The organism is Microtetraspora glauca (assembly GCF_040656155.1).
GTDB lineage: Bacteria > Actinomycetota > Actinomycetes > Streptosporangiales > Streptosporangiaceae > Microtetraspora > Microtetraspora glauca.
This window is the reverse complement of sequence record NZ_JBFALK010000008.1, coordinates 158,693-171,899: the sequence shown is the minus strand read 5'-3', so window position 1 is coordinate 171,899 and position 13,207 is coordinate 158,693. Positions and strand designations below refer to the sequence as shown.

Below are 13,207 nucleotides of genomic sequence, written 5' to 3'. Positions count from 1 at the left end.
GCGGGAAGCTGCAGTCATCGGTAACAAACCCCCCAAGAGGCCACTATGGGAGGGTACGACCTCTGGGCCACTTCGCGAAACCGATTGGGCACGTTCCGTTACTTCGGATTTCTAGCATTTCGTCGCCTGGCGTCACGTCAGCCAGGAGATGTACCGGCTTACGGGTGAATGTTTCACATCACTTACGAGTAAGGGTGCCCGACTGCCTGGCCCTTTCATGTTGGGAATCCCGCCTAATCACATGAGGGCTTCCGCTGCCGCCCCGTCCCGCGCTTACGATCCGCAGGACTTATGGGAGCGCTCCCACAATCTGGGATGGAGTAGTCATGTCTCGTAAAAGACCCGTGATGGCGGCCGTGCTCGCCGCGGCCGCGACCATCGGGGTGGGGGCCGCCGTCTTCACCTCGTCCGCCGCCCAGGCCGCCGACTCCGCGTTCTACGTGGACCCGCAGACCAGCGCGGCCAAGTGGGTGGCGGCCAATCCCGGCGACAGCCGTACGGCGGTGATCAGGGACCGGATCGCGGCCGTCCCTCAGGGCCGCTGGTTCGCCTCGTACAACCCGTCGACCGTACGCGCCGAGGTGGACGGCTACGTCGGCGCCGCCGCGACGGCCGGGAAGATCCCGATCATGGTCGTGTACGACATGCCCAACCGCGACTGCGGCGGGGCGAGCGCCGGCGGCGCCCCTGACCACACGGCGTACCGCGCGTGGATCGACCAGATCGCGGCCGGACTCGGCGGCCGCCCCGCGACCATCATCCTGGAGCCGGACGCGCTCGCGATCATGTCCAACTGCATGAGCGGCTCGCAGCAGGCCGAGGTCAAGGCGTCCATGGCGTACGCCGGAAAGAAGTTCAAGGCGACGTCCTCCCAGGTCAAGGTGTACTTCGACGGCGGGCACGACGCCTGGCTCTCCGCCTCGGAGCTCGCGTCCCGCCTGAACGGCGCGGAGGTCGGCAGCAGCGCGGACGGCATCGCGCTCAACGTCTCGAACTACCGGTCGAGCCCGGGACTGGTGAGCTACGCCAAGAGCGTCATCGCGGCGACCGGCGTGTCCGGCCTGAAGGCGGTCATCGACACCAGCCGCAACGGCAACGGCCCCAGCGGCAGCGAGTGGTGCGACCCGGGCGGACGGGCCACCGGCACGTGGAGCACGACCAACACCGGTGACTCGGCGGTCGCCGCCTACCTCTGGGTCAAGCCCCCGGGTGAGGCGGACGGGTGCATCGCCTCCGCGGGCCAGTTCGTGCCGCAGCGGGCGTACGACCTCGCCATCGCCGCGCCGCCTCCCACGACGGGCCCGAGCGGCTCGCCCAGCTCCTCGCCCAGCCCGAGTGCATCGCCCAGCTCCTCGCCCAGCCCGAGCGCGAGCCCGAGCACCCCGCCCGGCGGCGCGTCGTGCACGGCGACGTACACGGTGACCAACCAGTGGCAGGGCGGCTTCCAGGGTGAGGTCGCGGTGAAGAACACCGGCCTCGCGGCGATCAGCGGGTGGAAGGTCACCTGGACGTACGCCAACGGCCAGTCGATCAGCCAGCTGTGGAACGGCTCGCCGTCCTACAGCGGCTCGAACGTCACCGTGACGAACCTGAACTGGAACGGCGCTCTCGCCGCGAACGCCGCGACGACCTTCGGCTTCACCGGCAACTGGTCCGGCACCAACGGCGTCCCCTCGGTCACCTGCACCGCGAGCTGACCCGCCGCCTCACCGACCCGTACGGCTCGCGCCCCGGCCGCACCCCCAGGCGCGAGCCGTACGCATCCCGTCCTCTCCCCATCTCACGGACGAACGGTCATCCCTCGCCACGCGCGGCCACGGCCTCGGCGGCATCGGGGCCCTGCTCCAGCAAGACCTGGAAGCCCTGATCATCGAGGATCGGCACGCCGAGCTTCACCGCCTTGTCGTACTTGGAGCCGGGATTCTCGCCCACCACCACGAAACTGGTCTTCTTGGAGACCGATGCGGTGACCTTCCCGCCCCGGCTGGTGATGGCCTCGCCCGCCTCGTCGCGGGTGAACCCGGCGAGCGTGCCCGTCACCACGAACGCCAGGCCCTCGAGCGTCTGTGGCCCCTGGTCGGCCGGAGGCTCGTCGGCCATCCGCACCCCCGCGGCCTTCCACCTGTCGACGATCTCGCGGTGCCAGTCGACCGCGAACCAGTCCTTGATCGCCGCGGCGACTCGGGGGCCGATGCCCTCGACGGCGGCGAGTTCCTCCTCCGAGGCGCTCGCGATGGCCTCCAGCGACCGGAACTCATCCGCGAGGGCACGCGCGGTCGGCGGGCCGATGTGGCGAATGGAGAGCGCGACGAGAACCCGCCAGAGCGGCTGCTCCTTGGCCCGCTCCAGCTCCTCCAGCATCTTTTCGGCGTTCTTGCTGGGCGCACCGGACACCGTGGCGAAGAAGGAGACCTCCTTGGGCTCTCCGGTCTCCGGATCGACCTTGGGCAGCCCCGTGTCGGGATCGCGGACCACCGACTTGATCGGCAGCAGCCGCTCCACGGTGAGATCGAACAGGTCGGCCTCGGTGCGCACCGGGGGTTCCTGCGGAGGGATCGGCTGGGTGAGCGCGGTGGCCGCGACGTATCCCAGCCCCTCGATGTCGAACGCGTTGCGCCCGGCGGCGAAGAAGATCCGCTCACGGAGCTGGGCCGGGCAGGTGCGGGCGTTGGGGCAGCGCAGGTCGGCGTCGCCCTCCCGCTCGTAGGCGAGCTCGGTGCCGCACTCCGGGCAGTGCGTCGGCATGACGAACTCGCGCTCCCCGCCGCCGCGCAGATCCACCACCGGACCGACGATCTCCGGGATGACGTCGCCCGCCTTGCGCAACACCACGGTGTCCCCGATGAGGACTCCCTTGCGGGCCACCTCGGACGCGTTGTGCAGGGTGGCCCGCTCGACCGTGGACCCGGCGACCACCACGGGCTCCATCACGCCGTACGGCGTCACGCGGCCGGTGCGCCCCACGCCCACCTGGATGTCGCGCAGCTTGGTCGTGACCTCCTCCGGCGGGTATTTGAACGCGATCGCCCACCGGGGCGCCTTGCTGGTCGAGCCGAGCTGCCGCTGCACGGTGACGCGGTCGACCTTGACCACCACACCGTCGATCTCGTACTCAGGGTCGTGCCGGTGCTCGTTGTAGTAGCCGATGAACTCGCGGATCTCGTCGAGACTCCGGACCACCCGGTACCGGTCGCTGACCGGCAGACCCAGACCCTGCAGCCGGTCGTACATCTGCGACTGGGTCACCGGCGGCTCGGCGCCCTCCCACTTGCCCACGCCGTGGACGATCATCCGCAGTGGGCGCTGGGCGGTGACGCGCGGGTCCTTCTGCCGCAGCGAGCCGGCGGCCGAGTTGCGCGGGTTGGCGAACGGCGGCCGTCCCACGTCCATGAGCTGCTCGTTGAGCCTCCTGAAGCCCTCGACCGGGAGGAAGACCTCGCCGCGCACCTCGACCAGGTCGGGCACGTCGGCCCCCTTGAGGCGGTGGGGCACGCCCTTGACCGTGCGGACGTTGGGCGTCACGTCCTCACCGGTGCGGCCGTCGCCCCGGGTGGCCGCCCTGACCAGGCGGCCCTTCTCGTACAGGAGCGCCACGGCCAGCCCGTCGATCTTGAGCTCGCACAGGTAGGGCCCCGGGTCGGCCTCGGCCAGCCGCTCGGCCCGTGCCTGCCAGCCGATGAGGTCGGCCTCGTCGAACGCGTTGTCCAGGCTCTCCATCCGCTGGAGGTGATCGACCGCCGCGAACTCCGTCGAGATCGGCGCCCCGACCTTCTGCGTGGGCGAGTCGGGCGTGCGCAGATCGGGATGCTCCTGCTCGAGCTCCCTGAGCTCCCCCATCCACCCGTCGTACTGAGCGTCGCTGACCGTCGGCGAGTCGAGCACGTAGTAACGCCAGTTGGCCTCCTCGGCCAGCTCGGCCAGCTCCGCGTGCCGCTCCCGCGCCGCCGCGGGCGCGCCCTCGACCTCGGCGTCCATGCGAACTCCCCTCATCGCCCGGCCCCTGGGAAGAACGCTACGGGAGGTGGGGAGTGCCCGCGCCTCCCCCGAGGGCGCTCTTCCGGGGGCGTCGTCCCTCATAGAGTGCCACCGGCCACCGACATTTTCGCCGGTCAGCGGGGTTCGCACGGCACGGGGACGCACGGCACGGGGACGCGCCGGACGAGGGGCACGGCGACCCAGGCAGCAGGCCGGGCGAGGGGACGCACGCCCTGAGGGCGAGCCGGGCGAGGGAATGCTCGGCTCATCCGCCCTGACTCCAGACGCCCTCCCAGCCGGAGCACTTGCCGGTGATCCGGGTGGACGTGCCACGACAGACCTTGGCCTCGGCCGAGAGCATGTACCCGGTGTTCACGCTGAACGCGCGCGGCGTCGACTGCGAGCAGTTCTTGAACGTGGCCGTGCGATACCTCCCGTGGTCCGTCAGCCACTTGATCTTCACCCACGAGCAGGTACGGGCGCCGCCCGCGTCGTACAGATCGCCGGACACGCGTAGCCCCGAACTCGTGGACCGGATCTTGCCGGTCGCCCACCCCTTGTAGTCGGTCGAGGCCGTCGGGCCCCAGTGCCAGGTTTCCGCCGCGTACGTGCTCGACGCCGACGCCGACGCCGTGAAGGCCGGAACGACGATGCCCCCGCCCAGAGTGACGGTGGTGGTGAGCCCCAGCAGAACTCGAAGACCGCTGCGCATGACTTTCTCCCGAACGTGCGACGGATGTGCACACCAAGAGATAGGCGAGCGTTCTTGCACGCGACTTGAAATCAGCTATTCGCCCGGATCCTCGCGCAGCACGCGCGCCGCCTTCGCACAGGTGGCGAGCGCCGCGCGCGCGTAGGCCGGGGACGCTCCCGCCAGCCCGCACGCGGGAGTGAGCACGACCTGCCGGGCGAGCCGCGCCGGAGCGAACCCGAGCCGCCGCCACAGCTCGGTCGCGGGCCTGGCCACCACCCCGATGTCCGGCAGCCGGGAGTCGGTCCCGGGGACGACGCCGAGCAGGAACGCCATGCCCGCCTCGATCGCCTCGCCGATGTGGTCCTCGTCCCGGCGGCGCAGCAGCGCGGCGTCAAGGGAGATCCCCTGAGCGCCCGCCGTACGGAGGACCTGGAAGGGGACGTCCGGAGCGCAGCAGTGCACGATCGTGAAGGGACCGGACCCCTTTCCCTCGCTGCTTCCGCCGTCGCCTCCCTGGCCGGCTCCCTTCCCCGGGGCGCGTGCGGGCTCTGCCGCGCGGAGCACCGTCCTGAGGCGCTCGGCCGCCGGCATCGGCTCGACGGCGGGCAGTCGCCCGAATCCGGACGCCGTCCGCACCGTTCCCGCGAGCACACCGGGCAGGCCGGGCTCGTCGAGTTGGAGGATGACCTCCGCCCCGGGCACACGCTTGCGCACCTCGGCCACGTGCGTCGCCACGCCCTCGGCGAGCGACTCCACCAGATCGCGTACGGCTCCCGGGTCGGCGAGCGTCTTGTCGCCGTGCCGCAGCTCGACCGCACCCGCCAGGGTCCACGGGCCGCATACCTGGATCTTCAACGGGCCCGCGTATCCCTGGGCGACCTCCTCCAACGCGTCGAGATCACGTGAGAGATGGTCCCGGGCGCGCTTGAAGTCGCGTCCCGGCCGGTCGGTGAACCGCCATCCGGAGGGCTGGACCTCGACGGGCAGTTCGACCAGCAGCGACGCCGTCCGGCCGATCATGTCCGCGCCGACGCCCCTGCCCGGCAGTTCGGGAAGGTACGGCACCGGCAGTTCACCGAAGACCACGCGGAGCGCCTCGACGTGGTCTTCGCCGGGATGCGACCCGATGCCGGTGGCGGTGGCCTCAGCCCATGGGAATTCGTGCACCCCACTAGCTTAGGGACCATGAGACTGACGAAACTCGGGCACGCGTGCTGGCGGTTGGAGAAGGACGGCACCACCCTGGTCATCGACCCGGGCACCTTCAGCGGCGACTCGCTGCTCGACGGGGCGAACGCCGTGCTCATCACGCACGAGCACTTCGACCACATCGACACCGAGCTGTTGAAGACCACGAGTCCCGACCTGGAGATCTGGGCTCCCCAGGCGGTGATCGACCAGATCGGCGAGATCCCGGCCAAGGTCCAGGCGGTGCGGAACGGCGACACGTTCACCACGGCCGGATTCGGCGTGAAGGTGATCGGCGAATGGCACGCGCTCAATCACCCGGACGTACCTGTCGTCCAGAATGTCGGCTTCCTGGTGGACGAGGAGGTGTTCTACCCCGGCGACGCGCTGACCCCTCCGGGAATCGAGATCCCCACGCTGCTCGTTCCCACCAACGCGCCCTGGATGAAGGCGAGCGAGATGGTCGGCTATCTCCGGGAGGTGCGGCCCGCCCGCGCGTACTCGACGCATGACGGCCTGCTGAACGAGATCGGCCAGACACTGGTCGACAACTGGCTCGGCATGGAGGCCGACAAGCAGAAGGCGGACATACGCCGCATCCCGGTGGGCGACTCGGTAGACGTGCCGTAGCCATGCCGTGGTGACCATGGCCCCGTGATCCGCGCCCATCGGACAGGGTCCATCGATCAGGGCCCATCGGTCACGGGTCATGGCGAAGGGATGGTGACCGGGTCGCGCCCACCGCGTGCGCCCCGGTCACGTCCGCGACGCGGTGACCAGGGAACACGGAACCGGGAACACCCAGGAACACCGAGCCGGTAACACCGAACCGGCGAATCCGGGTGAGCCAGGTAAGCCGGGTGAGCCGGGTGAGCCGGTAAGCCTCAGCGGGAAAGCTCAGGACGCGGCGGCGATCGTGGCGGAACCGATCACGGTGTCGCCGTCGTACAGCACGGCGCCCTGGCCGGCCGCGACGCCCGCCGCCGGGGCGTCGAGCTCGATGTGCAGGTCCTCGCCGGAGAGTTGGGCGCGGCAGCCGTACACCTCGCCGTGGGCGCGCAGTTGCACCGCGCAGGCGATCTGCTCGCGCGGCTCGGCCACCGGCCCGTTCCAGACGGGACGGGTGGCGACGATCGAGGTGACCTGGAGAGAGGCGCGCGGGCCGACGGTCACGGTGTTGGACACCGGCTCGATCGACAACACATAGCGCGGCCGCCCGTCCGCGGCGGGCTGGTCGATGTGCAGGCCCTTGCGCTGGCCGATGGTGTAGCCGTAGGCGCCCGCGTGAGTCCCGACGACCTCGCCGGACAGCGCGTCCACGATGGGCCCCTCGGCGGCGCCGAGGCGGTCGGCGAGGAACGCCCGCGTGTTGCCGTCGGCGATGAAGCAGATGTCGTGGCTGTCCGGCTTGTCGGCCACGGTGAGGCCCCTGCGGGCGGCCTCCTCGCGCACCTGCGCCTTGGTGGAGTCGCCCAGCGGGAAGATCGCGTGTGAGAGCTGCTCGCGGGTGAGCACGCCGAGGACGTACGACTGGTCCTTGGCCGGATCGACCGACCTGCTCAGCACGCCGTCGACCAGCCGGGCGTGGTGACCGGTGGCGACCGCGTCGAACCCGAGGGCGAGGGCCCGGTCGAGCACCGCCTCGAACTTGATCTTCTCGTTGCAGCGTAGGCACGGGTTCGGTGTGCGACCCGCGGCGTACTCGCTGACGAAGTCCTCGACGACGTCGCGCTGGAACCGCTCGGCCATGTCCCAGATGTAGAACGGGATGCCGATCACGTCGGCCGCGCGCCGCGCGTCCCTGGAGTCCTCGATCGTGCAGCATCCTCGCGCGCCGGTCCGATAGGACTGCGGATTGGACGACAGAGCGAGATGGACGCCTGTCACGTCGTGACCGGCCTCGGCGATGCGGGCGGCGGCCACCGCGGAGTCGACGCCGCCGGACATGGCGGCCAGCACACGAAGAGCCATAGACCTCAAGGCTACCCGCCGCAGAAAACCAGCCGGGCGACGCGAGGGGCGCGGCGGTGGTTTGACGAGGAGCGAGCGGGCGAGGAACGAGTCCCGAGCGACGAGGAAAGCCACCGCCTCGAGGGCGCCCCGAGCCCGCCGAGCGGAGCGTGGCGGGTGAGCACGTACACCGCGTTGGCACCCGTGGGGAGGACCTGGAAGGATCGGCGGTCATGCGACTGTTCGGGCGCAAGAGCGAGCCGGTGGATCCGGCGGAGGCCATAGCCGAGTTCTGGACGTGGTGGCGGGATAGCCGCCCCGAGATCGACGCGGGGGTCGAGGCGGGGGACGCCGCCCATCTCGACGGGTTGATCGGCGGCGCGGTGACCGCGCTGCACCCGTCACTGGTCTGGGAGATCGTCTCGGGCGGTACGGCACCGCGTGCTCTGGTGGTCAGCGCGTCGGGGGATCCCGAGTTGCGGTCATTCGTGCACAGATGGGCGCTGGCGGCACCGGTGGACGTCCAGTGGGAGTTCCATCCTTCGCGCCAGGCCGACCCCCGCGCGGCGGAGCTCACGACGGAGGTCGCGGGCCGGCCGTTCGGCATCGATCGGATGGTTCTCGGTCTGCGGGTCCCGCCGGGCACGCCCCGCGTGGACGTTTCCGCCTTCCACCCGATATTTCCGGATGTGGACGATGAGACGCGGATGGAGGCCACCCTCCTCGCCCTCGACCGGCTGCTCGGCGAGGACGAGGTGGCCCGCTGGATCGGCGACATCGTGGCGGCCGAGTTCGAGCCCATCGACGCGATCCCCGCCATCCACCTCCCCGCCGTGGTCGCCGACGTCGCCCAGGGCTTCCGGGACGAGCAGTGGGCGCTGCTCGAAGGTCAGACCGCGAGTGGCGGCCGCCTGACCGCCGCCGCGCTGTATCCCCTGCGTCCGGTCGACCATCCCCTCTTCGACCAGCACATCGGCGTCACGCTGACGTACCGGGACGCGGACGGGGACGGCCTGCCCGCCGGCACCTCGCTGGACGCGTTGCGGGACTTCGAGAAGCGGCTGGCCGGGCTGTTCGGCAGGACCGGCTCGGCCGTTCTCGCGGCGCATCTGAGCGCCGAGGGCACCCGCGTGCTCCACGTGTACGCCGATCCCACGAGCGACGTGGTACAGGAGATCGAGGAGCTCGTCGCCGGTTGGGACGAGGGCCAGGCGTGGATCGACGCGGAGAGTGACCCGTCGTGGAGCGCCGTCGCCCACTTCCTGACCTGACCCGCGGTCATCCCTGGGGGCCGGCCGTGGTCACCCGCCTGGCGGCGTTCGGCGAGTTCGGGCGCCGCTGAGGCGGCTCGCGCCCGCGCCGATCAGGTTGACCCGCGCGTCCGCGCTCGGCCGGGTGCCGCCCGAGTGGCGTCGCCCGGTGAGCCGCGGGTCAGGTGAGCCCGGCCCGGCGGGCCCGCTCGACGACGTTGCCGATCACCTCGGCCAGGCGGTCCACGTCCGCCTGGGTCGAGGTGTGACCGAGCGAGAAGCGCAGCGACCCGCGGGCGCGGGCGCCCTCCTGTCCCATCGCGAGCAGGACGTGGGACGGCTGGGCGACTCCCGCCGAGCAGGCGGAGCCGGTCGAGCACTCCACGCCCTTGGCGTCCAGCAGCATGAGCAGCGCGTCGCCCTCGCATCCGGGGAACGAGAAGTGCGCGTTGCCGGGGAGCCTGCCGACGGGATCGCCGTTGAGGATGACGTCCGGTACGGCCTGCCGTACGCGGTCGATCAGGTCGTCGCGCAGGACGGACAGCCGCTCGGCGGTCGCGTGACGGTGCGTCACCGCGGTCTCCACGGCCGCCGCGAACCCGGCGATAGCGGGCGCGTCGAGCGTTCCTGATCGCACGTCGCGCTCCTGGCCGCCGCCATGCAGCACGGGCTCGGGATCGACGCCGCGGGCCAGCAGCAGGGCGCCGACGCCCATGGGGCCGCCCACCTTGTGGCCGGAGATCGTCATGGCGTCCACTCCGGACTCGGCGAACGAGACCGGGAGCTGGCCGAGCGCCTGCACGGCGTCGGTGTGGAACGGGATGCCGTGGTCGTGCGCGATGGCCGCCAGGACCTGGACCGGCTGGACCGTCCCGACCTCGTTGTTGGCCCACATCACGCTGACCAGCGCGACGTCTTCCGGGTCACGGGCGATCGCCGCGCGCAGCGTTTCGGGGTGGACCCGGCCCTGCTCGTCGACCTCCAGCAGCTCCACCGTCGCGCCGTCCCGGTCGGCCAGCCACCGGGCCGGGTCGAGCGCGGCATGATGCTCGACGGCGCTGATCAGGATGCGGCGTCGCTTCCTCGCCCAGAACAGGCCCTTGATCGCCAGATTGTCCGCCTCGGTGCCCCCGGCCGTGAAGACGACCTCGCTGGGCCGGGCACCCACCGCGTAGGCGATGGTCTCCCTCGACTCCTCCACGACCCTGCGGGTGCGCCGGCCCGCCGCGTGCAACGACGAGGCGTTGCCGACCTGGCCGAGCTGCGCCGTCATGGCCTCCACTGCCTCGGGAAGCATCGGCGTGGTGGCGGCATGGTCAAGATACGCGGTTCCCACGACCCCTCCCGATCTGTCCTCAGCCAACTAAGCCTAACCGCGCCCAAAGGTGGACCAACCCCCGGCTTGGCGACTGAACCGTCCAGACGGTACAGTAACCAGAGTGAGAAGAGACGACTTGCTTGACGCGGCGGAGAGCCTGCTCTGCGACCAGGGGGCCCAGGGCCTGACCCTGGCCGCGGTCGCAGAGCGCGCCGGCGTCAGCAAAGGCGGCCTCCTCTATCACTTCGGCACCAAGGAAGCGCTGATCAAGGGCCTGATCGAGCGGCTGATCGCCGAGTTCGACGCGCTCGTCGAGGCACAGGGCGAAAGCGACTACACCCGGGCTTACCTGAAGGCGACCTTCCAAGCCGTCGAAAGCGGCCGACTGAGACGCTGGGCCGTGGTGACCGGCGCGGCCGGCGACCCCACGCTGCTCGTGCCGCTTCGCGAGGCGATGGCCCGCTGGCACAGTCAGGATCTCGACCGCGAGCCCGACCCGATGACGTCCAGGATCGTACGGCTCGCGTGCGAGGGCGTCTGGGACGTCGCCACGCACGTGCCCGAGTTGCTCGACTATGCCGAGCTGCGCCGCCGCCTGCTCGACCTGCTCTAGACATCACCCCGAACCCGCCCGCCTCGATCCGGGGCGGGTGGCGGTCGCCCCGGCGCTCGAACGCTGACAGGGCGACCTGCTTCTGATTGCCCATCCGGCCTCGCGCCGAAACTTCTGAACCGATTTCAACACCCTTGAAAAGGAGCCCGTGATGACCCGCGCCTTGAGGACGGCCCGCTGGGGGGCGATCCTCACCTTCGTGCTCGGCGGCCTGCTGTGCGGAACGTTCACCGTGCGTATTCCCGCCCTGACCGACAAGCTCGGCATCCCCGAGTCATCGGTCGGCCTCGCGCTGCTCGCGTGGGGGCTCGGTGCGCTGCTGTCCATGCAGTCCATGCGCGGGATCATGGCCAGAGCGGGCAGCAAGGGCGTGCTGCGCGTCGCCGCCCCCCTCTGCGCGGCGACGCTGCTGCTCGTCGGGCTCGCGCCGTCCTTCCCCCTGCTGGTCGGGGCCGCACTGGTGTTCGGGATGGCCTTCGGCGCCGTCGACGTCGCCATGAACGCCCAGGGCTCGACCGTCGAGCGCGCGTACGGCAGGCCGCTGATGAGCGGCATGCACGCGGGCTGGTGCGTGGGTGCGATCTCGGCCGGGCTGATCGGCACGGCGGCCATCGCCGCGGGCCTGTCCCTGACCGCGCACATGGCGATCGTCGCCGTGCTGTCGCTGCCCGCGTCCGTGGTGCTGAGCCGTACGTACCTGGCCGACCGGGTCACGGGAGAGGCGAAGGGGCCGCGCCGCAAGCTGCCCGGAGTGGTCTACCTGCTCGGCGCGATCACGTTCGGCGCGTTCATGGTCGAGGGCGTCGTCGCCGACTGGAACGGCCTGTTCCTCCGCGACACGCTCATGGCGCCCGAGTCCCTGGCCGCGCTCGGCTACCCGATCTTCGAGGCGGGCATGCTGCTCGGCCGGCTCTCCGGCGACCGGCTCAGGACGCGGTTCGGCGCACCTGGCCTGATGGGATTCTCCGGCCTGGCCACGGCCGCCACGTTCGCCGTCGTCGTCGTGGCGCCGTCGGCGATCGTCGCGCTGTCCGCGATGCTCTTCGTCGGGATCGCGGTGGCGACGATCTCCCCGCTGGCGCTGTCGCTGGCCGGGACCGCCACGGACACCCCCGGTCCGGCGATCGCGCAGGCGGGGGCCATGGGATACGCCGGGCTGCTGCTCGGCCCCGTGGTGGTCGGCTTCCTGTCCGGCGCGACCTCCCTGCGCGTGGCGATGGTGACCGCGGTCGTCCTCGGCGTGCTCATCGCCGTCGCGACCCGCTTCCTGTCCAGGGCCCGTACGGCTCACGCCGAGATCACCGTGGAGCCCGAGCGGTTGCCCGTCGCGGCCTGAGTGACGGTCACGGCCTGAGCGGCCTCAGCGGCAGGCCCTGAGTGACAATTGTCCCGGGGAAGGCACGACATCTCCCCCTGCTGATCTCACAGGGGATTTGACAGGCTTTCTCCCGTGAAGAGGCCCCCCGTCGTCACCGTGACCGTGTTCGCCCTCACCGCGATCCCGAGCCTGCTGCAGTTCGTCCTCCCCGCGCTGGAGATCGCGCTGCGGCGTGATCCCGCCCGGGTCACGGACGGCGAATGGTGGCGGATCGGGACCTCGCTCGTGGTCCAGGGCGGTGGGCTGGTCGGCACGGCCTTCAACCTCGGGTCGCTCCTGGTGCTCGGCGCCCTCGCCGAACGCGCTCTGGGGCCCGCCCGGTGGGCGGCCTGCTATCTGGGAGGCGCGGCCGCGGGACAGGCGGCGGGAATGTTGCTCGACCTGGTGGACGCGGGCAACTCGATCGGCGTGTGCGGCCTCGCCGGCGGGCTGACCGTGGCCTTCGTACTCGGGCGGGCCGACCGGCTCGCCGGGGCCGCGGCGGCCTGCTACGCCGTGTTCCTGGCCGGCGGCCTCTTCGGGGGGACGACCGCCGTGATCGTCGCCACGATGCTCCTCGGCGCGGCCGGGGCGCAGCTGGTCGTCCATCGCGACCGGCTGCCGCGCTGGGCGTTCCCCGCGATCGTCCTGGTCCTGGGCGGCGTCCTGTCGGCGCTGTCCGATCTGCACGGCCCGGCCCTTCTCGGCGGCCTGGTCGTGGCAGCGGCTCTCGCGGGCACCACGCGCCCTACCCCGAGTTCCGCCCGCTGACCTCCGTCAGGGGCGGGCACCGTACCGGGCCGGGGCTCGGCCGGGAACACGGGAACCCAGAAACCCAGGAACACGCGAACACGCGAACACG

The 13,207-nt window shown here is 71.2% G+C and carries 11 protein-coding genes; 6 read left to right on the top strand and 5 right to left on the bottom strand.

From position 1 onward, the window contains the following. Nucleotides 1-326: 326 nt before the first annotated feature. Complete coding sequence (locus AB0I59_RS16800) at nucleotides 327-1,697, top strand: glycoside hydrolase family 6 protein (protein ID WP_358133637.1); 1,371 nt, start codon at nucleotides 327-329, stop codon at nucleotides 1,695-1,697. A 97-nt stretch (nucleotides 1,698-1,794) separates the two neighbouring features. On the opposite strand, the gene ligA is transcribed toward AB0I59_RS16800, so the two are convergent. The 3 genes from ligA to AB0I59_RS16785 all read right to left on the bottom strand — a co-directional run bounded on the left by ligA (nucleotide 1,795) and on the right by AB0I59_RS16785 (nucleotide 5,836). Beyond that, nucleotides 1,795-3,975 carry an NAD-dependent DNA ligase LigA gene (ligA, locus tag AB0I59_RS16795; RefSeq protein ID WP_061255086.1) on the bottom strand — a complete coding sequence of 727 codons (2,181 nt, stop codon included), beginning with the start codon at nucleotides 3,973-3,975 and terminating at the stop codon, nucleotides 1,795-1,797. A 265-nt stretch (nucleotides 3,976-4,240) separates the two neighbouring features. Further along, a complete protein-coding gene (locus AB0I59_RS16790) occupies nucleotides 4,241-4,687 on the bottom strand; it encodes a hypothetical protein (protein WP_061255087.1) in 447 nt (148 codons plus the stop codon). 75 nt (nucleotides 4,688-4,762) lie between these two features. Then, on the bottom strand, nucleotides 4,763-5,836 hold the full coding sequence (locus tag AB0I59_RS16785) for a methionine synthase (RefSeq protein WP_061255088.1): 1,074 nt from the start codon (nucleotides 5,834-5,836) through the stop codon (nucleotides 4,763-4,765). Nucleotides 5,837-5,854: 18 nt separating this feature from the next. Between AB0I59_RS16785 and AB0I59_RS16780 the strand changes: the two genes are divergently transcribed. Further along, nucleotides 5,855-6,487, top strand: a complete 633-nt coding sequence (locus AB0I59_RS16780) for an MBL fold metallo-hydrolase (RefSeq protein ID WP_061255089.1) — start codon at nucleotides 5,855-5,857, stop codon at nucleotides 6,485-6,487. 267 nt (nucleotides 6,488-6,754) lie between these two features. Here the strand turns inward: AB0I59_RS16780 and mnmA are convergent, their stop codons facing one another. Further along, nucleotides 6,755-7,828 (bottom strand): tRNA 2-thiouridine(34) synthase MnmA, encoded by a 1,074-nt coding sequence (mnmA, locus tag AB0I59_RS16775; protein WP_061255090.1) that lies wholly within the window; start codon nucleotides 7,826-7,828, stop codon nucleotides 6,755-6,757. A 212-nt stretch (nucleotides 7,829-8,040) separates the two neighbouring features. Here mnmA and AB0I59_RS16770 point away from each other — a divergent pair, with 212 nt between their 5' ends. Beyond that, nucleotides 8,041-9,078 carry a DUF695 domain-containing protein gene (locus tag AB0I59_RS16770; RefSeq protein WP_358133632.1) on the top strand — a complete coding sequence of 346 codons (1,038 nt, stop codon included), beginning with the start codon at nucleotides 8,041-8,043 and terminating at the stop codon, nucleotides 9,076-9,078. 160 nt (nucleotides 9,079-9,238) lie between these two features. Here AB0I59_RS16770 and AB0I59_RS16765 read toward each other — a convergent pair whose 3' ends face one another. Then, entirely contained in the window at nucleotides 9,239-10,393 is a 1,155-nt protein-coding gene (locus AB0I59_RS16765) for a cysteine desulfurase family protein (protein ID WP_082776779.1), read from the bottom strand. Nucleotides 10,394-10,496: 103 nt separating this feature from the next. On the opposite strand from AB0I59_RS16765, the gene AB0I59_RS16760 reads away from it, so the two are divergent. From AB0I59_RS16760 to AB0I59_RS16750, 3 genes are all read left to right on the top strand, one after another. Next, nucleotides 10,497-10,988, top strand: coding sequence for a TetR/AcrR family transcriptional regulator (locus AB0I59_RS16760; protein ID WP_061255092.1), 492 nt, complete (start codon nucleotides 10,497-10,499; stop codon nucleotides 10,986-10,988). Between the two features lie 151 nt (nucleotides 10,989-11,139). Continuing rightward, complete coding sequence (locus tag AB0I59_RS16755; RefSeq protein WP_061255093.1) at nucleotides 11,140-12,324, top strand: MFS transporter; 1,185 nt, start codon at nucleotides 11,140-11,142, stop codon at nucleotides 12,322-12,324. Nucleotides 12,325-12,438: 114 nt separating this feature from the next. After that, the gene (locus AB0I59_RS16750) at nucleotides 12,439-13,116 is read left to right on the top strand and encodes a rhomboid family intramembrane serine protease (RefSeq protein WP_358133627.1); all 678 of its coding nucleotides are present in this window, start codon (nucleotides 12,439-12,441) and stop codon (nucleotides 13,114-13,116) included. Nucleotides 13,117-13,207: the final 91 nt, after the last annotated feature.

Bases quoted from the DNA above. Each gene is read 5' to 3' on its own strand.
- AB0I59_RS16800 (WP_358133637.1), top strand. From the start codon at position 327: ATGTCTCGTAAAAGACCCGTGATGGCGGCCGTGCTCGCCGCGGCCGCG.
- ligA (WP_061255086.1), bottom strand. From the start codon at position 3,975: ATGGACGCCGAGGTCGAGGGCGCGCCCGCGGCGGCGCGGGAGCGGCAC.
- AB0I59_RS16790 (WP_061255087.1), bottom strand. From the start codon at position 4,687: ATGCGCAGCGGTCTTCGAGTTCTGCTGGGGCTCACCACCACCGTCACT.
- AB0I59_RS16780 (WP_061255089.1), top strand. From the start codon at position 5,855: ATGAGACTGACGAAACTCGGGCACGCGTGCTGGCGGTTGGAGAAGGAC.
- mnmA (WP_061255090.1), bottom strand. From the start codon at position 7,828: ATGGCTCTTCGTGTGCTGGCCGCCATGTCCGGCGGCGTCGACTCCGCG.
- AB0I59_RS16770 (WP_358133632.1), top strand. From the start codon at position 8,041: ATGCGACTGTTCGGGCGCAAGAGCGAGCCGGTGGATCCGGCGGAGGCC.
- AB0I59_RS16755 (WP_061255093.1), top strand. From the start codon at position 11,140: ATGACCCGCGCCTTGAGGACGGCCCGCTGGGGGGCGATCCTCACCTTC.